Genomic DNA, 18,634 nt, shown 5'->3' on the forward strand with positions numbered 1-18,634 from the left:
TTTTTCCAAAAAAATTATACAACGATCAGTTGATCTCTTTCCGGTCCGTTCGATATAAAATCTACGTTTACGCCCAGGTATTTATTAATAAAAGCGATATAGGATTTTGCTTTTTCAGGAAGTGTCTCAAAGTCTTTTATCTGGGTGATATCGGTATTCCAGCCTTCAAATTTCTCCAATACGGGAACATAGTGATCCAAGTCGAGGCGCAAAGGAATTTCCGTTAATTCTTTGCCTCCTTTGCTGTAAGCTGTGCAAACCTGCAATTCTTCAAAACTGTCCAGTACATCTGCTTTAGTCATTACAATTTTAGTAACACCATTAATCATGCAGGCAAAGTCTAAAGCTACCAGGTCAATCCAACCGCAACGGCGCGGTCTGCCTGTTGTTGCGCCATATTCATTACCTACATCACGCAGTTTTTGCCCGTCTGCATTTTCCAGCTCCGTAGGGAAGGGGCCGCTACCTACACGGGTGCAATAAGCCTTGGTAATACCAATAACCTCTTTTATGTGCTGAGGTGCGATACCCAAACCACTGCAAACGCCGGCTGAAATAGTATTAGAAGAGGTTACAAATGGGAATGTACCAAAATCAATATCCAACATACTTCCCTGCGCGCCTTCGGCCAGTACTTTTTTCCTTCTTTTATAAGCTTGTTCAGGAAATATTCACCGTTAACGATATTCAGTTCCTTCAAAAACTCTACTGCTTCGAAAAATTCTTTTTCATCGGTACTGATATCTTCGGTAAAATGATATGTATTGATCATTACCTGGTGCTTCTGACGCAGCTGCTCGTACAATTCTTTGAAATTGTCCTGCAGTAAATCACCTACGCGTAAAGCATTTCTGCCGGTTTTATCCATGTAAGCAGGGCCGATGCCTTTTTCAGTGTTGAACCGATTTTGCTTTTACCTTTTGCCTGCTCCGAAGCCTTATCCAGCGCCCTGTGAGTAGGTACAATGATATTGGTACGTTCTGAAATGAAAAGGTTCTTTTTAAGATCAATACCAAACTCTGCTACCTTTTCGCATTCTTTTTTAAGTGTAATAGGATCTAACACAACACCATTACCAATGATGTTTATTTTTCCTTCGTGAAAAATACCTGATGGTATCTGGTGCAGCACCAGTTTCTTGCCATCCTTGTATAAAGTGTGACCAGCGTTAGGGCCACCCTGAAAACGGGCTATAACATCGTAATCCTTAGCAAAATAATCCACAATTTTACCTTTCCCCTCATCACCCCACTGTAGCCCTAAAATTACATCTACCATCTATTGTATTTTTTGGTTTTAAAAATTGAAGTGCAAAAATAAGGGTTCGGATTACGAAAAAGAAAATCAAATGGACTGTTGAAAAATATATAAAAATGCCGCCGATCCTGTATCAGCACTATTCATACGCCTATGATACTTTCTCGGCAGGTAATTGTAGAATATTTTGAACTAACGCCTGTTATTTTGGTAAATCTTCCGTATCAAAACGTTCAACCGATTCTATTCCTCCCACTTCCAGCAGCCTGTTTACCAACACATCCAATTCCTCCTTGTCGTGAACGAAAACTTTGATATTGCCCTCAAATACTCCTTCGGTTGCCTCAATAGTGAGTGCGGCAATATTGATCTTTAAATCTCCTGAAATAAGATTAGTGATCTTACTCACCATACCCACATCGTCAATACCTATTATTCTAACACCTGTAAGGAACGAAATCTCTTTGTTTTTAGCCCATTTGGTTTTTACAATGCGGTGCCCGTAGTTGGCCATCAATTTAGCCGCGTTGGGGCAGTTGGTTCTGTGAATAGTAAGGCCTTTTCCTGTAGTAACAAAGCCAAAAACGTCATCACCCGGTATTGGTTTACAGCAATTAGCCAGGTTGTACATGATTTTGTCACTGCTTTCTCCAAAAATAATTAACTCAGCATCTTTGGGATTATGAGCCGGCGTTGCATGAGGCGTTTCATGTTTTATTTCTGTAATTCTGACAGGCTGCGGCGCTTCTAAACGGTCGCCATGTACTTTAAAGTCTCTTAGTTCTCTTAAGTCAATATTTTTTATAGCTATCTGGTAAAATAATTCCAGGTTAGACTGAAGCTTATAAAACTGGGCAATTGTTTCAATATTACCCTGGTACATAGTAACGCCCATCCCTTCAAACTTCCGCTGCAGGGTGTATTTTCCTTCGTCGGCCACCTTCTTCTTCTCCTCCTTCAGGGCTTCTTTTACCTTGTTCTTAGCCTTTGCGGTTACTACAAATTTTAACCAGTCTTCCGAAGGTGTTTGCTTGTTACTGGTAATGATTTCAATCTGGTCCCCGCTGCTAAGTTTGTGACTGATAGGCACCAATTTATGATTGACTTTGGCGCCAATCGTTTTGGCCCCAATGGCAGAGTGAATAGCAAAAGCAAAATCAAGTGCGCTGCTACCTGCCGGTAACATTTTAATATCCCCTTCGGCGTATAAACATAAATTTCCTCGGTCAGGAAGCTCGTTTTAAAGTCCTGCAGAAAATTAACGCTGTCCAGGTCTTCGTTATTAAGCGACTCTCTTATTTGCTGGAACCATTTGTCAAAGCGGTTTTCGCTGGCGGTACCTTCTTTGTATTTCCAATGCGCCGCGAGGCCCTTTTCCGCTATTTCGTTCATGCGTTTGGTGCGGATCTGCACTTCAACCCATTTACCGCGGGGACCCATTACCGTTGTGTGCAATGCCTCATAACCATTGGCTTTTGGATTGCTCACCCAATCGCGTAAACGCTCGATAGAAGGAGTGTACTCATCTGTGATCAACGAGTAAACCTTCCAGCATTCCTCTTTTTCTTTTTCCTGTGGGCTATCTAGTATAATACGGATGGCAAAAAGATCGTAGACTTCTTCAAAAGAAACCTGCTTTTTCTTCATCTTATTCCAGATGGAGTGAATGTTTTTGGGGCGCCCGTAAATCTCAAAATTAAAATGGTTTTTTTCCAGTTTTTCCCTGATCGGCTTGATAAACTCATTTATGTATCGGGTGCGCTCTCTTCTTGATTCGGCCAATCTCCTGGCGATATCTTTATAAATATCCGGTTCCAGGTATTTCATCGCCAGATCCTCGAATTCGGTTTTTATGCCATATAAGCCCATCCTGTGGGCAAGCGGTGCAAAAATGTAAACTGTTTCGGAGGATATCTTTAGCTGCTTTTCGCGCTTCATGCTGTCCATGGTGCGCATATTGTTGAGGCGATCGGCCAGCTTGATCAAAATAACCCGGGGGTCATCGGTAAGTGTTAGCAAGATCTTTTGAAATTATCAGCCTGCTGAGATGTAGTGGTGTCAATAACATTGGAGATCTTGGTCAACCCATCTACAATGCGCGAAATCTCAGAGCCAAATTCTTTTTCAATATCCTGTAGTGTGACGTCCGTATCTTCCACTGTGTCGTGCAAAAGAGCACAAATAGTAGAGCGCACCCCCAGTCCAATTTCCTCTACGCAAATTTTAGCTACTGCAATGGGGTGTAAGATATAGGGTTCGCCACTTTTGCGGCGCATACTGCTATGCGCTTCTGCCGCCATTTCAAAGGCACGACGTATTAAGTCTTTATCTCCCGGTTTCAGCTTATCCTTAAGGAGCCGCAGTAAGGAGCGATACTCTCTCACAATAAGCTTTTTTTCTTCCTCTTCGTTTAAGTTGTATTTAGGTTTTTGCTCTATAGTCTTCATTGTCTGTCTGCTGCGTCTGTTCTTTATATAACTTATCTAATATGCGCTGTATGCGGCTTTATAAATGTAATATATAGAAATATAACAATTTCAAAGCAAGAAAGATGTTAGTTGCACTGCAATAATCATGTCATAAATTGTGATAACAAATTGCATTACAAGGCATATTTTGCTTTATAACCGCTGCGGAAGCATTACGCGTTAAAGCTGTGAATTAAAAATTGCAATATTAAATAAAAGCCGTACTTTTGCTGCCCTTCCGATGAAATATCGGGATTTTGTTCTTTCCGGATGTGGTGAAATTGGTAGACACGTCAGACTTAGGATCTGATGCCGCAAGGTGTGGGGGTTCGAGTCCCTTCATCCGGACTTTATAAATGTTTAATGTTTTAGGTTAAAAGCCCGCCTGATCGGACGCCCGCCTGACCGGACGGGCAGGGGCAGGTTTAAAGTCAGTAACCTTGAACTTTAAACTTTTTAATTTTAAACACAATCATGGCTACAATTACTAAAGAATCAATAGGCCAGTTACACGAAAAGATCAGTGTAAAAATTGACAAGGCCGATTATTTCCCTTCTTTCGAAAAATCTCTAAAAGAATACAGCAAAAAGGCAAGCATACAAGGTTTCAGACCTGGTAAGGTTCCTGCTGGTTTGATCAAAAAATGTATGGTCCTTCTTTATTTACCGACGAAATATTAAAGTCTGTTGATAAAGAACTGATTAATCATCTGCAAACAGAAAAAGCCGAGATTTTTGGGCAACCGCTTCCTATGGAAATGGAAGTGCCCGCATTTGATCTGAACAATCCGGGAGAATATACTTTTAATTTTGAAATCGGTTTGAAACCCGAGTTTGAATTAGCTGATTTAGCAAAAGCTGACATTACCGGCTATAATATCGATATTACTGATGAGATGCTGAATGAAGAAATTGAAAGACTTCAGAACCGCTACGGTAATATGACAGATAAAGAAGCAGTAGACGGAGCCAACAATGTTTTAAACGTAACATTTGAAGAGGTAGATGCTGACGGAAATGTGGTTGAAGGAGGTCTTAAAAAAGATAACTCTTTGCTGTTAAGCTATTTTGCCGAAGCGGTTCAAAAAGAACTGAACGGTAAAAAAGCGGGCGATAGCTTCAATATTATTTTAGCTGATGCTTTTGAAGATAAAGAATTAGAATTTATCGCTTCTGATTTGGGCCTGAACAAGGATAACGAATCAGATAAAAAGAAAACTTTCAAACTAGACATCACTAAAGTATCTGAACTGGAAAAAAGAGAGTTGAATGAGGAGTTCTTCAATCAGCTTTTCCCGGATGGTAATGTAAAGACTGAAGAAGATTTCCGTGCGGCTGTAAAAGATCAGGCTTTCAATTACTGGGCTTCTCAAAGCCGTAACCAGATCCAGGACCAGATCTTCCATAAACTGGTAGAGAATACAACTATTTCATTCCCTGAACCATTTCTACGTAAATGGCTGATCACACAGAATGCGCAGGAGCAGGAAGGTCAACCTGCTAAAACTGAAGAGCAGATCGACCAGGAAATGCCTACTTTCCTGAACCAGTTAAAATGGACGCTGATCTCTGAAAAAATTATGAGAGACCAGAAGATCGAGGTAAAACAGGATGAATTAAAAGCTTTCGCCCAGGCACAGTTGTTCAGCTATATGGGTGGCATGATGCCGAACGATACAGAACAGCCATGGGTGAATGATTATATAGACAGGATGATGAAGGATCGTAAGTATGTAGAAGATGCTTACAACCGTATCCAGTCTCAGAAAGTATTTGAGTGGGCTGAAACACAGATCAAACCTGTTGCACAGCAAATCAGTGCTGAAGACTTCTCTAAAATGGTAAACGAGCATCAACACGCTCACCGTTAATGGAGGTTTAATATATTAATTCTAAGGCGCTTTTTAAGCGCCTTTTTTATGGAGTCAGCCCAATGCTTTCAGAATGTTTTAGCGCCTCGCTACTATCTAAAAAGTAACAAACAGGGATCTCTGCCCGAGACCTGATCCAACTCAACCATTACCGCCTGCTTTCGCCGCCTGCCCACACATCTTATATAAACACAGGAAATAAGCTCCGGGAAATTTTTTACCAGCGAGCTATATATGTAAGGGTCGTGTTGAGAATCATCTCCCAGTAAAACAAAACGTTGGGTGGGATAAGCTTCCAAAATTCTTACGATACGCGCAAATTTACTCGCGTGATTTTTCTGTCCGCTTTTGAACACATTGGAGAGGTTCTGTATTTGATTCAAAAGGCAAATCCCATCAGGCATAGCATTCTTTTCAATAAACTTTCTGATAAAATCGTATAAATTCCATTCACTGCTGCTTACGTAAAAGAATGGATTGGGCTTGTCATAAGTTGTTTGGGCCAATTGCAAAGCCTGGTAGTGTTTCACTACCCCGTCAAAGGGTTTACGACTATGTGCATTACGGGTCAGTAGCAATTTCAGGCGCTTTAAAATAGACTCGAATGGGATATTAAGAAAGTATCATCGATGTCTGAAATAAAAGCGAACTGATTGGTTTGGGGTATTATGATATGGGAAATCGCGGTGTTCAACAATTGCTGGTCAGCGTTACCTTTTAGTGCCACTTCTACCTTGTATTTGCCGGGCTCCAGCGGCTGTTCGTTGGGCAAATCAACAATAAAAAATCCATCCGCTGCCGCATTGGTTTCAACTATCTTTCCTTGCCATTTTACCTCGATCAATGCATCTGGCATTGTTTTTATCATAAATGTTTTGAGCAATGCAAGGGTATTGTGGAAAAAGCCGTTTTTGTAGATTTCCCTGGGTGATGCAGACTGTGTTAATGCATGGCCCATCAATGTGCAGTGAGTGCTGTTGCCAAAACCTTCGTAAACCTTCAAATGAGGCTTTTTGATGAGGTGTAATTTTTTATGAATGGCTTCTTTAAACACGTAGTATATTTTATGCAGGACAAAATTTTATTTGTAGTAAATGAAAGCTCGGGCGAAAACAATAACGACTGGCAGACAGATATTGAATCCTATTTCAAAGAGAAAGACGTAACATTGGATTTTTACTATCTTCCTGATCCCGTTGATTGCGATTCGCTTGATCAGTACATAAAAAGTGCCAAAGCAACTAAAGTAGTTGCGGTTGGCGGCGACGGTACAATTTCGCTGGTTGCAAAATCTATAAAGGGTACAGATATAATCCTGGGTATTGTGCCTGCCGGCTCTGCCAATGGAATGGCCAAAGAGCTGATGATACCTGCAAAGCTTGAAGAAGCCCTGCAAATAATTGAAAGTGGCAGGCAAACAAGTATGGATACCATTCTTTTGAATAATAAGCACCTTTGCCTGCATTTAAGCGATGTTGGTATTAACGCGCAGCTGATCAAAAATTTTGAAGATGGTGATACCCGGGGAAAATCGGTTATTTTAAAGTAGCCTGGAAAACAATAGTGCGGAGGCAGATATTAGAAGTGACCATAAAAAAGAGGAAAAAGCTTTTGCCACAAAGCCATTATGGTCGTTATTGCCAATGCAGGCAAGTATGGTACCGGTGCTGTTATTAACCCGGATGGCGAAATTGATGACGGCTTATTCGAAATTGTGGTAGTAAAACGCCTTACATTTTGGGGATTTGTAAAGATCATGCTCTCCTGGGTTTCGACAATAAGAATATCGAGATTCATCAAACCAGGTCTGTGGACATACTGGCCAAACACCGGGCGCATTTCCAGGTAGATGGTGAATACATCGGGAAAGTAGATAAAATAACAGCAGTTATCCAACCTGGCAACCTGCAAATTATGCTGCCTTCAATTTAGCCTGATCTGAACGATAACTGCCCAATTGGCCCATATAATACCGGCCATTCAGTCAACATGTCACAGTTTTTTTGTGTTTTTGTAAGTGGATAGATATTTGATCGCATCCACTTGTACATTTTTCATTATTAGGGTTTAAACCGAATGAAAAATTTTATGTACGTTTACTAATAATCAATTTTAGAGACTTATGACCTTTAATTCAGAATTTGAAAAATACGCCGTAAAGCATAAGGGCATTTCAAGTAATACCCTGCATAGCTACGGTAATCATTTGGTTACAGCACTTACGCCTAATATAATAGAGGAGCGTCCCATGAATGTAGCGGTTATGGATGTTTATAGCCGGCTCATGATGGATCGTATCATATTTTTGGGCTATCCTGTTACCGACGAAGTGGCCAACATTATCACTGCCCAGCTATTGTTTCTCGACAGTACTGACCGTGTGCGCGATATCAATATGTATATCAACAGCCCGGGTGGCAGCGTATATGCCGGATTAGGTGTTTATGATACTATGCAGTACGTATCGCCTGATGTGGCAACTATTTGTATCGGAATGGCAGCTTCTATGGCCTGTGTGTTACTGGGGGCAGGTACCAAGGGCAAGCGTGCAGCACTGAAACATTCCCGTATTATGATGCATCAGCCAAGTGGCGCTATCGGAGGACAAGCCAGCGATATCGAAATTACGGTGAACGAAATCCGCAAGCTTAAAAATGATCTGTATGAAATCGTGAACGACCATACCGGCAAACCTATTGAGCAAATTGAAAGAGATTTTGAACGTGATAAATGGATGACTGCTCCCGAAGCAAAAGAATACGGCTTGATCGATGAAGTGTTATTAGTTAACAAAAAGAAATAAGTAATACAATGAACTTTTCAAATATATATAACAATAAATGGGCGCGTCCCATCGTAAGCGATGACGAGGGTGAAGAAGAAGAGCCCAAAGAGCCACAAGATAAGCGCGATGATTTGATGATGTTGAATAAGCGTCTGGAGCAGATGTTCTTTGATAAAAGAGCCGTGTATTTGTGGGGTGTGGTAGATGATAAAAGCGCCCGCGAAGTAACGACCAAGCTATTATTGCTGGAAGCAGACAAGCCTGGTACGCCGATCAATTTCTACATCAACAGCCCGGGTGGAGTGGTTACCAGCGGAATGGTAATATATGATACTATGAAAATGATCACCAGCCCGGTGCACACCATTTGTATGGGCCTGGCGGCTTCCATGGGAAGTATCCTGTTAAGCGGAGGTGAGAAAGGTAACCGTTACATTTATCCTCATGGAGAAGTAATGATCCACCAGCCATCATTGGGCGGCTATATACGTGGTGTGAGCTCTGACCTGGAAATACAGGCTAAACAGACGCAGCGTGTAAAACATATCGGTGCGAAAATACTCGCGGACAACTGCGGTAAAACCATAGAGGAGATCATGCGCGATTTCGACCGCGACTACTGGATGGATGCTGAAGAAGCTATCAAATACGGTATCGCGGACAAAATAGTAGAAAAATTATAACTTTTATAACAACTACTTGAGACTCTGCGTAGATTAATCTATTGAATTTTAAATAATTAATCGATTTTGTTAGCAAAACTTTAAGTAGGTAATACTTTTTAAAAAACCACTTGTTACAGGTGGTTTTTTTAACTTTGTGATTATATATGAAGGAAAAAATATCAGGTTCTGTTTTACACTGTTCGTTTTGTGGTCGTAGCCGCGATGAGGTAGAAATACTTATTGCGGGACAGGATGGTCATATTTGCGAGAATTGTGTAGAACATGCCCAGGAAATAATAGACCAGGAACTACATCTTAAAGAAAATCCCCAGGCCCAGGGTTTTTCGCTGAACGTGAAAAAGCCCATGGAAATCAAGACTTTTTAGATGAATATGTGATAGGCCAGGACGATGCCAAGAAAGTATTGGCAGTTGCCGTTTATAATCATTTTAAAAGGTTAAAACAACGGTCTGGTAGAGATATCGATCCACATAATGAAGTGGAGATTGAAAAAAGCAATATCGTAATGGTTGGAGAAACCGGTACGGGTAAAACTTTGCTGGCGCGAAGTATTGCTAAAGTGTTGAATGTGCCTTTTGCAATTGTGGATGCAACCGTGTTTACTGAAGCCGGTTATGTAGGTGAAGATGTAGAGAGTATTTTGACCCGTTTGTTACAGGTTTGTAATTATGACGTGGAGGCTGCTGAGCGTGGTATTGTATACATTGATGAGATCGATAAAGTAGCCCGTAAAAGCGATAATCCAAGCATTACCCGCGATGTAAGTGGTGAAGGGGTACAACAGGGGCTGCTGAAACTGCTGGAAGGGACTGATGTTTTGGTTCCGCCACAGGGAGGCCGCAAGCATCCTGATCAGAAGCTGATCAAGGTAAATACACACAATATCTTATTTATTTGTGGTGGTGCTTTTGATGGAGTAGATAGGATTATCGGTCGCCGGATTCAAACCAATACGATCGGTTTTAATGTGGATAAGGCCCAACAGGAGGAGATGAAAAAGAACCTGTTGAAGTTCGTCAATTCGCAGGATTTGAAAACCTTTGGATTAATCCCCGAGCTTTTAGGAAGGTTGCCTGTAGTAACCCACCTGGAGCCATTGGATGCAGACACGCTCAGGGACATTCTTACAGAGCCGAAGAACGCTTTAATGAAGCAGTATAAGAAGCTATTTGAACTGGAAGGTATTGAGTTAAAGGTGGAGAAAGAGGTATACGATTTCATGGTTGAAAAAGCGGTAGAATATAAACTGGGGGCCAGGGGCCTGAGAAGCATTTGTGAGAGTATACTTACGGATGCCATGTATGAACTGCCTTCTTCTTCTGAAAAGTCCTTTACGCTTACCAAAGACTACGCCGAGCGTAAATTCAGCAAGAGTAAGATGGGGTTGGTAAAAGCAGCTTAACAAAATATCCTATTGTAAATTCAAAATAAAATTTAAAAATGAACGAATTAGTAGAAAAGTTAAAGGCAGAAGCAGGGCTGACAGATGAGCAGGCCGCCAAAGCTCTCGAAGCCATTAAGAGTTATGTGGTTGAAAAATTTCCCATGCTGGAAGGTGCTGTAGGTAATCTTTTCGGTAGCGGTAACTAACAATATAAGTTTTAAACTTAATTTTATAGCAGGCCATGGCCTGCTATTTTAATTTCATCATATGCCAACATTCGATCCCAAAGTAGACGCTTACATAGCCAGGGCTGCTGATTTTGCAAAACCAGTATTGGAGCATTTCAGAGCCATCGTACATAAGGCTTCGCCTGATATCACTGAATCTATTAAATGGGGCGTTCCCTCCTTCGATTACAAAGGGAAAATGCTATGTAGCCTGGCGGCATTTAAACAGCATTGCGCATTAGGTTTTTGGCTGGGTGCCCAGATAAAGACTTTACAGCCGTACCTGGTAGAAGTGGAAGACCGGGCTTCTGAGTTTGGCCGGATTGCCCATATTAAGTCAGTGAAGGACCTTCCCAAAAATATGGATCTGTTGGCCGCCGTTAAAGAAGCCATTGCATTGGCGGATGCGGGTGTGACTTTAAAACGTGCCCCGGCAAAAAAATGGCGGAACCAGCGGTTCCGGAAGTACTGGCCAAAGCTTTGGCAAAGAATAAGACAGCGAAAGCCGTCTTCGAAAAATTTGCGCCTTCGCACCGTAAAGAATATATACAGTGGATAACCGAAGCCAAAACAGACGCAACACGCGATAAGCGCATCACATCTGCCATAGAATGGATTGCCGAAGGAAAAGGTCGAAACTGGAAATATGAACGGAAATAAGCTAACTATATAAGCCGCCCATAAAAGGATCGGTAACAGATATACGTCCTGTTTCTACATGGCCGGCATATTGCTTTTTGAATACCTTATTGCCATTTATTGCTAATGTAAAGTCGTACCATCCGCTGCTTTTTTCAGATCTATTTTTATCGACTTGTTAGCACCAGCACCAATAGTATATTGTTGAAGCCCTTTGCCATAAGCATTGTCAGTCAATGATAGTGTTACCCCGGTACTGCTGCTGTTTGAAATCTCCAATATTACATTTCCGGTATAGCGGCACTCAAGCCCTTATTCTCTTCGTATTTGCAGTTGATACTCAATGCCGGATCCTGCGTATCGCCCTTGTAATGTCTGAAAAAGCCGTTTGCACCATGTATACAGAGATCGTAGATTTGGCGATCAAAACTGTTCAGATCAAGGCTATCCGTCAGCACATCTTTTTCTTTTACGGTGTAAAACCAATTTCTACCGGCTTCCTTTTTATAAGTTGAAGGAGTGTAAACATTGAAAGCGGTGCCAATACCCTGCTCATTAGCCCCTGCATTAAATTGTAATTCAACTGTGTTCTTGTTTTTATCAAGATGGCAATCGGCGTAGAGTATGTAGGGAAGTGCACAGGCAGGCCGGGTGCCTTTTTCCTGTTCTGCCATCCACTTTGATGATTGCCCGGAAAATGACTGGTTCTTATTGATGCTCTGAATGGCAGCTTCCGATAAAGGTTTCGGAACCACCTGCGCAGGTTTGTTTTTTGCATTCTGAATACCGTCAATTACCTGTGTTTTCTTTAGAAAATCGGGCAAAGGATAACGCTCGCCATTGTAGGGCCTGAATACAGAACTAAGGTCTCCACAAACATGTCTGCGCCAGCTACTGATATTGTTGGAGACAATATTTTTCCCGGTTTTCTTTTGCAGGAATTTTTCCAGGAACATTAATGTAGATGTGTGATCATGTATCTGAGAATTAACAAAACCACCCCTGCTCCAGGGAGAAGCAACAATCATCGGTACCCGGTAGCCAAGACCAATAGGCCATTTCTTCATCCTGTCAAAGTCGGAGTCAATATCAATGCCTGCAGATACTTTACCGGTTGTTGGGTCGCCTGGGTTAGGCACTACAAAAGGTGGAAGATGATCATAGTAACCATCGTTCTCATCGTAATTCAAAATAAAAATGGTTTTCTTCCATACCTCCGGATTTTTGGTAAGTATATTCAATGCTTCAGAAACATACCAGGTGCCGTATAGCGGAGAGCTGGTATGGTCAGAAAATGCTTGAGGTGCCGCCAACCAGGAAACAGTAGGTAGGTTACCTGAGTCTACATCTTTCCTGAACTGGTGGAAAATATCACCGGCAGGTATATTTATCGTTTGCTCGGTGCCTTTATCATCAGTAAAACTGTAGGATCTTAACTGTAGGTATTCTTCCACTTCCATATTATTAGAGAATGCCTTGTCAATTAAATTCTTTTCCTTTTGGCTAAGCTGATTGTATTGTGCCAATACTTCGTCTGCTGCTAATGCAGGCTTCGCTCTTGCATTTCCGTGTTTGCGAAAGTAGGCTGCCAGTTGTACACGATGTCGTTTCACATATTCAATGGCATTATCGCCGTAATTACCCAGCCAGTAATCTGTTCGGTCATCCAGTTTTGCTGTCCAAATCTCGTTCTGGTAGATCTTCCAGCTGATATCATTATCTTCCAGTAACTCCGGGAAACTGCTCCAGTCAACATAAGCGCCATTGCGAGATTCTGCCTGAGAATTATTTACGGCAGGAGTGGTGTCGCCGGTTAAACGCTCCCTGATAGTGCCCGTCCAGAAAAATAAACGGTTGGGTGTTGTGCCGGTGAGCGAAGAGCAGAAATAGTGATCGCAAAGTGTAAAAGCATCGGCCATTGCATAATAAAAAGGCACATCTGCACGATTGAAATAACCCATGCACATTTCTGTTTTTTGCGGTATCCATTGATCGTACTTGCCGTTATTTCTTGCCCGGCTTTGGTCTGGCCAGGAATGAGGAAGCCCTCCTGCCAGGTTACCTTGGTTTTATTGATGTCTATATGAAAAGGTGCATGGGCATCGCCGTTTTTTGCCTTTTGTATCCAGGCTTTGTTTTTGTCGGGCAGGGTTTTAATTCGGGGATCGTTAAATCCACGTACTCCTTTCATACAACCAAATATATGATCGAAGGAGCGGTTCTCCTGCATCAGAAAAACAATATGTTCTGCATCGTAAAAGCTAGTGCCCTCTGGGGCGTTAATGGAAAGGGCTCTTTTAATACTCGATGGCAATACGTTATTTAAACCGGCAGCTCCTGAAAGTACGGCTGCATTCTTTAAAAAATCTCTTCTACCCTTGATCATATGGCGCTGTTTTTTGATAATTGTAATACACTTCTAAAGATATAAGACCCGGTTGGGAATAAAGAGGTTGTCCTAAAAATCCCGGACAACCTCTTTTTATTCGGTAAGGTAATGGTAAGTGGAATCTGTAATGACTAGTAAAGCAGAGCCTCCCGAATGTAATCTTATAAATTAATTATAAAATTGGCCTGCGATACCCAGGTGCCATTGTCATTATAATATACGGTAATTGATCTTGCCTGACTACAACCTGCCTCTGCTTTAAAAAAAACACCAAAGATGTTTTCTGCGGATGTAACTGCTGTATATGTAACCGGACTGCCATTGACTACGGTATAAAAGGGACACCCGTCATCGCTTACCACTTTAAATTTATTACCAACATTTAGGTTGTTATACTTAAAGTAAACCGATTTTGTGTAAGGTGATGGAGGAGCGGGAGCAGGGTGAACTGTAATGCCCGTAAGCTTACTTTCCTTTGAACTGGTTGCGTCATTGCCTTTGATAGCTATATCCATGTTCGATATGGATACTGGTATGTAAGAGGTGAGCGAAAGAGAGAAAATCAGCAATGCGATAATTGATAGGTTCTTTTTCATGTTGTTGTGTTTAGGTGATAAAAATTAAAGAGTGCTAAGATTGATCTGTTGTTTAGTATTGAAAAGGCCTCTCGGTGTTCACGTTTTAAGAAACATACAGTAACATGTTAACCTTCACAAGAGAAGGTTAACATATCATTATTTTACTCCCACCCATACGGCTGCTGTAATTTGGGGTTTTGTGTTGTTTGAGAGACTGGTATCGGAAAGTAATAGTATTTGGGTGCTACAAATGTTCTTGGAGCTACTCCCGTTACAATAGCACCGCCGGTTTCTCCATTTTCCAAAGGAATGCTACCCGATTGACCAAAAGTTCCTATTCTATAATATACAAGTGTTACTCCAAGTGAGTTTTTTATTCTTTGATCAACTGGCGGAATAGTAGCGGCTCTACTGATCAGAATAATGTCGGGAATATTATCACCGGTCAGGTCATACTGGCCCAATCCAGAGAAATACATGCCCTTAGGATATTGCTCAAACACCTTGCCTCCGTTCCAGCGCATCAAATCATCATACCGGCGACCTTCAAAAGCAAATTCAACTCTTTTCTCTCTTCTTATCTCCAGGATTACTCCTTTATTTGCGCCAGTTACATCTGGGAATTTATTCGCTAAAACAGGATCAGGGTTTGCATTTGCGGTAGCCATACTAAGAGTAGGTATACCCGCTCTTGTTCTTAATAAACTCACGGACTTGTCTATATCTGCCTGGGTAAGGGTGCCTAACTCTGCGCTCGCTTCTGCATAGGTAAGCAATACTTCTGCATATCGTAATTCAGGAACGTCAGCACCTCCCCTGATATTAGGATCCACACTGTTTTGATAACCTTTCTTTTGATAATACCCTGTAAATCCGGCACTCAGCAGAGGCACAAGAGGCGTCGTAGCCGGGAGTCTTACAAATCCGGGAGCCATAAAGGCAACATATATTCTTGGATCGCGGTTCTTGAACTCATCAACATATAACGTTTGCTGATAATTGGGGATGCTTGTAAATCTAGATCCGTCAGCCATCAGATATTCCTGCACCAAGTCTCTTGATGGCGATTGCTCATAGTTGGCAGATACTACACTGTTGATATCTGAGCCGCTTTGTTTTGCTACATCATAAATTGTATTGAGAATGACTTCCTTGTTGGCATTCAGATCCTGACTTACAAATAGGTCTCCATAATTAGGCGTCAATGAAAATTTTCCTGAAGCTATGATATCATTCGCCTGACTTTTAGCAAGATCCAGAAAGCGGGTGGCGGTGCTTTGCAAGCTTAGCTCCGAATGATACTTTCTGTATGTACCTTCATGCAGTGCCAAACGTGCGTACATGGTTTTCACGGCCCAAAGTCCGGGTGTTCCTGTTGGTACGCTCTCTTTTACGTTATTTGCAGCAAAATCAAGGTCCTTGAAAATGCTATCTATTATAAGTGTTCTTGGGTCGCTTGCTTTATACAGGCTTGCGGAATCTGAAGCTTCAATTGCATGGCTGTACCAGGGAACGTTAGAGTATACTTTTACTTTGTCCATATAAAACAATGCCCTGTAGTATCTGGCTAAACCTGCGTAATGATTTTTTATATCAGCCGAGGCATTTGCGGAGGAGTAATTATCTAAAAAGTAGTTGATATTCCTCAAGGTAGACCATCCCCAAAAGCTTGGCGTATTGTCTGGCGATATATTTCCCGAGAGCATATTTTTCATCCTTACGTTCCCGGTAGTAGCGTAGTCGTCTGTTGATTGCTCGTCACTGTTTACGTAAATGCTGGTTCCTCTCTTGCTCAGCATCCCATTCACATACAGGTTTAAGTCACTTTCTGTTTTAAAATATAATTGGGGAGAGATGGCTGTTTGTGGATATCGGTCCAGAAATTCCTTTTTGCATGAAGTCATTGCTATAAGCGATAGACATATGTATATGTAGTTTCTCATTTCTTTTGCTTTAAAATTTGCACGATAGAATTTAAAACGTAACATTTAGGCCCAAAGAATATTTTCTTTGGTATGGATAAGCCCATCCATACCCGTCAATTATCGATTCAGGGTCTAGATACTTTTTGATTTTAGAAAATTCAGTGATGTTATCACCGGTAAAGAATAATCTCAGACGGTCAATTCCAACTTTCTTCGTTAACTGGTGGGGAAGAGTATATCCTACAGTTATATTTTTAACCCGTAAGTACGCTGCATTCAGCAAATATTTTGTTTGTGCGAGATCCAGCCCGTAGTCCTTTCCTCCTTCATGGTAATTGTTGTCAGCCAGCCACGATTGTAGTACCGGGTAGTAAGAATTCAAATTCGCATCGGCGAGCCCTGCGTCAATATATGCTTTAGGAAGCCGGCTCTCTCTTCTGCAGAGGCTGCTTCAGGACGGTAGAAATCAAGTAACCAGGGATACATGTTAGCATAGGGTTGCTGATACAAACCCCAGAATAGATAATGTTGAGGATAGTAATCCATTTTGCCTACGCCTTGTAGAAACACGGATAGGTCGATATTATTCCATGACATATCAATGTTAAAGGAATACCGATACCTGGCCTGACTGTTACCAATTACACGTAAGTCTTTTGGATCTTTGTCGCTAAGACCTTGTATTATTTTTGTCACCATCCTGATCTATATATTTAGGCCAGCCAGGCATGATTTCGAGGGCTCCCCATGGAATTATTGCCGATTGATCTAAGCTTTTAATATCTTCCTCGTCTTTAAAAAATCCATCGCTTTCCAGCCCCCAAATTTCTCCAACTGTTTGTCCTTGTCTCCATGAAGCAGAGAACAGGCCAAGAGGATTATCGTATTTAGTAATTTTACTCTTACTATCCCATAATTGAGCTTTCAAATTATACGTGAATGGTTTGTTGGCAATTATAAAGCTGTTATTATATCCAACAGTTAATTCCCAACCGTTTGTTGACATATCAGCAGCATTTTGTTGGGGTGCGTTGCTGCCTAAAACCGCTGGTAAAACTTTTGCAGGTCCCAACATACCTGTAGTTTTTCTTATGTAATAATCAAAGGTGATGTTTAAATGATTCTTAAGCAGTCCTATGTCTGTTCCAAAGTTGTTTGAAGTAACGCTTTCCCATGTATAATTGTTGGGATCAACAGAGAGGTTGGGAGCCGCTGTAACGGGTAGGCGGTTACCACCTATAAGATAACCGGAAGTTCCGATTGGCAGATTCTGAAGATAACCATAATAGGACACAGACTGATTACCTTGCTTAGCGTAAGATGCACGTAATTTGAAATTGGAAATTGCATTATTTAGACCATTCCAGAAATTTTCTTTGTTGACAACCCAGGCACCTGAAACTCCCGGAGTAAACGCCCATCTGTTATTAGAGGGGAATCTGGATGATCCATCTCTGCGGCCAATAAAGTCAAGTATATAGCGATCTTTAAAAGAATAGTTTAGACGACCAAAATAGCTTCGGATTGCATAGTCATAATAAGAGCTGCCAAAGCCAGATTGAGAAATTGATGCAGAAGTATTGTCAACTGTTAACGAGATATAAGGCAGGTCTCTTGAGATAAGCTGGTTGCGGCTTGCTGAAGTAGGGTCCCATTGATAATATTCCTGGTTGTAGCCGGCAGTTAGTCCAAAACTGTGTTCTCCTATTTTTTTATTGTAGTTAGCAAATAGGTCATAAATGTCTTGCACAACAGTTCCATTTACCGCAGAAATAGACCCCGGTGAATTGACCAGTCGAACGTCATTAGGGCCGTATCCAACCTGAAATGGAAGGCTGGAATAGTTGCCCTTCCAGAGTTCGCGCTTATTGCTCATCGATCCTGTAATAACAAGGCTTTTATCAAAGAAATTAAGGACACCTCTGAGAATGTTGTTAAATCCGAAGCGGGTTTCCAGGTTTCTGCCTCCGTCAACCAATCCGGCGGCTAATAGACCCGCGCTGTTGTTGGCCCAGGTGCCATCCGGATTTTTAACTACGTTAACGGGTTGGGTGTAATAAACGTCAGTTACATTATAAGTGGGTAAATCTTTTTCAATTGGTAGATGGTCATGTTGTCTTCGATTTTTAACCATGACAAAGGACTTATACCAATATTCCCTCTAAATCCACTTCTTGTCCAATCATTCTTTGTTATTTTGATCAGACCATTTTCTTTTGTATAGTCAGCAGACAGGAGGTAAGTAATAGGCATTTTTCCTGTAGAAGATCCGCTGAAGGCAAGATTTTGATAATGCGAGAAATTGCTCTTGCTAAAAAAGTAGTCGTTAAAATTATTACTTCCCATGTAGGCCCACTGTGTTGGGTCGTCCGGGTTGGGTCTTACGTCCTCAATAGAAGGGTCTTCTGAGCGTTGCTTCGCCCAT

Annotated in this window: 21 protein-coding genes, 1 tRNA gene and 6 pseudogenes; 13 read left to right on the forward strand and 15 right to left on the reverse strand. The window is 41.5% G+C overall.

Annotated features, from left to right (window positions below; genetic code table 11):
* Positions 1-14 precede the first annotated feature (14 nt).
* From MKP07_RS12505 to MKP07_RS42435, 5 genes and pseudogenes are all read right to left on the reverse strand, one after another.
* Positions 15-868, reverse strand: a pseudogene (locus MKP07_RS12505) (adenylosuccinate synthetase).
* Complete coding sequence (locus tag MKP07_RS12515; RefSeq protein ID WP_240847499.1) at positions 835-1,278, reverse strand: adenylosuccinate synthetase; 444 nt, start codon at positions 1,276-1,278, stop codon at positions 835-837. The pseudogene MKP07_RS12505 and the gene MKP07_RS12515 overlap by 34 nt, the downstream one beginning before the upstream one ends.
* A 181-nt stretch (positions 1,279-1,459) precedes the next feature.
* Entirely contained in the window at positions 1,460-2,347 is an 888-nt protein-coding gene (locus MKP07_RS12520; protein WP_240850796.1) for an ACT domain-containing protein, read from the reverse strand.
* 9 nt (positions 2,348-2,356) lie between these two features.
* Positions 2,357-2,443, reverse strand: a pseudogene (locus tag MKP07_RS41125) (TGS domain-containing protein); the annotation flags it as partial.
* A gap of 212 nt (positions 2,444-2,655) precedes the next feature.
* A pseudogene (locus tag MKP07_RS42435) lies at positions 2,656-3,704 on the reverse strand (RelA/SpoT family protein); the annotation flags it as partial.
* Between the two features lie 287 nt (positions 3,705-3,991).
* On the opposite strand from MKP07_RS42435, the gene MKP07_RS12535 reads away from it, so the two are divergent.
* The 3 genes and pseudogenes from MKP07_RS12535 to MKP07_RS12545 all read left to right on the forward strand — a co-directional run bounded on the left by MKP07_RS12535 (position 3,992) and on the right by MKP07_RS12545 (position 5,596).
* Positions 3,992-4,073, forward strand: a tRNA-Leu gene (locus tag MKP07_RS12535).
* Between the two features lie 126 nt (positions 4,074-4,199).
* A pseudogene (locus MKP07_RS12540) lies at positions 4,200-4,588 on the forward strand (trigger factor); the annotation flags it as partial.
* 78 nt (positions 4,589-4,666) lie between these two features.
* Entirely contained in the window at positions 4,667-5,596 is a 930-nt protein-coding gene (locus tag MKP07_RS12545; RefSeq protein ID WP_240850798.1) for a trigger factor, read from the forward strand.
* 92 nt (positions 5,597-5,688) lie between these two features.
* Here the strand turns inward: MKP07_RS12545 and MKP07_RS12550 are convergent, their stop codons facing one another.
* Positions 5,689-6,174: a phosphatase domain-containing protein gene (locus MKP07_RS12550; RefSeq protein WP_240847500.1), complete on the reverse strand. Its 486-nt coding sequence runs from the start codon at positions 6,172-6,174 to the stop codon at positions 5,689-5,691.
* A gap of 11 nt (positions 6,175-6,185) precedes the next feature.
* Positions 6,186-6,650, reverse strand: a complete 465-nt coding sequence (locus MKP07_RS12555) for a hypothetical protein (RefSeq protein WP_240847501.1) — start codon at positions 6,648-6,650, stop codon at positions 6,186-6,188.
* A gap of 12 nt (positions 6,651-6,662) precedes the next feature.
* Here MKP07_RS12555 and MKP07_RS12560 point away from each other — a divergent pair, with 12 nt between their 5' ends.
* From MKP07_RS12560 to MKP07_RS42445, 10 genes and pseudogenes are all read left to right on the forward strand, one after another.
* Positions 6,663-7,145, forward strand: coding sequence for a diacylglycerol/lipid kinase family protein (locus MKP07_RS12560; protein WP_240847502.1), 483 nt, complete (start codon positions 6,663-6,665; stop codon positions 7,143-7,145).
* Positions 7,146-7,223: 78 nt separating this feature from the next.
* A pseudogene (locus MKP07_RS42440) lies at positions 7,224-7,295 on the forward strand (hypothetical protein); the annotation flags it as partial.
* 38 nt (positions 7,296-7,333) lie between these two features.
* A complete protein-coding gene (locus MKP07_RS12565) occupies positions 7,334-7,528 on the forward strand; it encodes a hypothetical protein (RefSeq protein WP_240847503.1) in 195 nt (64 codons plus the stop codon).
* Between the two features lie 190 nt (positions 7,529-7,718).
* On the forward strand, positions 7,719-8,399 hold the full coding sequence (locus MKP07_RS12570) for a ClpP family protease (RefSeq protein WP_262919279.1): 681 nt from the start codon (positions 7,719-7,721) through the stop codon (positions 8,397-8,399).
* Between the two features lie 8 nt (positions 8,400-8,407).
* The gene (locus MKP07_RS12575) at positions 8,408-9,064 is read left to right on the forward strand and encodes a ClpP family protease (RefSeq protein WP_240847504.1); all 657 of its coding nucleotides are present in this window, start codon (positions 8,408-8,410) and stop codon (positions 9,062-9,064) included.
* A gap of 146 nt (positions 9,065-9,210) precedes the next feature.
* A complete protein-coding gene (locus MKP07_RS12580; protein ID WP_240847505.1) occupies positions 9,211-9,432 on the forward strand; it encodes a ClpX C4-type zinc finger protein in 222 nt (73 codons plus the stop codon).
* Between the two features lie 8 nt (positions 9,433-9,440).
* Positions 9,441-10,469: an ATP-dependent Clp protease ATP-binding subunit ClpX gene (gene clpX, locus MKP07_RS12585; protein WP_240847506.1), complete on the forward strand. Its 1,029-nt coding sequence runs from the start codon at positions 9,441-9,443 to the stop codon at positions 10,467-10,469.
* Between the two features lie 38 nt (positions 10,470-10,507).
* Positions 10,508-10,657 (forward strand): hypothetical protein, encoded by a 150-nt coding sequence (locus MKP07_RS12590; RefSeq protein WP_170138321.1) that lies wholly within the window; start codon positions 10,508-10,510, stop codon positions 10,655-10,657.
* A 61-nt stretch (positions 10,658-10,718) separates the two neighbouring features.
* On the forward strand, positions 10,719-11,237 hold the full coding sequence (locus tag MKP07_RS12595) for a DUF1801 domain-containing protein (protein WP_240847507.1): 519 nt from the start codon (positions 10,719-10,721) through the stop codon (positions 11,235-11,237).
* On the forward strand, positions 11,159-11,338 hold the full coding sequence (locus MKP07_RS42445; RefSeq protein WP_394803563.1) for a YdeI/OmpD-associated family protein: 180 nt from the start codon (positions 11,159-11,161) through the stop codon (positions 11,336-11,338). The genes MKP07_RS12595 and MKP07_RS42445 overlap by 79 nt, the downstream gene beginning before the upstream one ends.
* A gap of 102 nt (positions 11,339-11,440) precedes the next feature.
* Here the strand turns inward: MKP07_RS42445 and MKP07_RS12600 are convergent, their stop codons facing one another.
* From MKP07_RS12600 to MKP07_RS12635, 8 genes and pseudogenes are all read right to left on the reverse strand, one after another.
* Positions 11,441-11,596: a hypothetical protein gene (locus tag MKP07_RS12600; protein WP_240847508.1), complete on the reverse strand. Its 156-nt coding sequence runs from the start codon at positions 11,594-11,596 to the stop codon at positions 11,441-11,443.
* A 2-nt stretch (positions 11,597-11,598) separates the two neighbouring features.
* Complete coding sequence (locus tag MKP07_RS12605) at positions 11,599-12,777, reverse strand: alkaline phosphatase family protein (protein ID WP_394803651.1); 1,179 nt, start codon at positions 12,775-12,777, stop codon at positions 11,599-11,601.
* Between the two features lie 162 nt (positions 12,778-12,939).
* A pseudogene (locus MKP07_RS42450) lies at positions 12,940-13,703 on the reverse strand (alkaline phosphatase family protein); the annotation flags it as partial.
* Positions 13,704-13,867: 164 nt separating this feature from the next.
* Complete coding sequence (locus MKP07_RS12615; RefSeq protein ID WP_240847509.1) at positions 13,868-14,302, reverse strand: hypothetical protein; 435 nt, start codon at positions 14,300-14,302, stop codon at positions 13,868-13,870.
* Between the two features lie 143 nt (positions 14,303-14,445).
* A complete protein-coding gene (locus MKP07_RS12620; RefSeq protein WP_240847510.1) occupies positions 14,446-16,227 on the reverse strand; it encodes a RagB/SusD family nutrient uptake outer membrane protein in 1,782 nt (593 codons plus the stop codon).
* A gap of 360 nt (positions 16,228-16,587) precedes the next feature.
* A complete protein-coding gene (locus MKP07_RS12625) occupies positions 16,588-16,908 on the reverse strand; it encodes a hypothetical protein (RefSeq protein WP_240847511.1) in 321 nt (106 codons plus the stop codon).
* On the reverse strand, positions 16,880-18,343 hold the full coding sequence (locus MKP07_RS12630) for a TonB-dependent receptor domain-containing protein (RefSeq protein ID WP_240847512.1): 1,464 nt from the start codon (positions 18,341-18,343) through the stop codon (positions 16,880-16,882). The genes MKP07_RS12625 and MKP07_RS12630 overlap by 29 nt, the downstream gene beginning before the upstream one ends.
* On the reverse strand, positions 18,277-18,555 hold the full coding sequence (locus MKP07_RS12635; RefSeq protein WP_240847513.1) for a hypothetical protein: 279 nt from the start codon (positions 18,553-18,555) through the stop codon (positions 18,277-18,279). Before MKP07_RS12635 ends, MKP07_RS12630 begins: the two co-directional genes overlap by 67 nt.
* Positions 18,556-18,634 lie beyond the last annotated feature (79 nt).

This window comes from Paraniabella hibiscisoli (genome assembly GCF_022512515.1).
GTDB classification, from domain to species: Bacteria; Bacteroidota; Bacteroidia; order Chitinophagales; family Chitinophagaceae; genus Niabella; species Niabella hibiscisoli.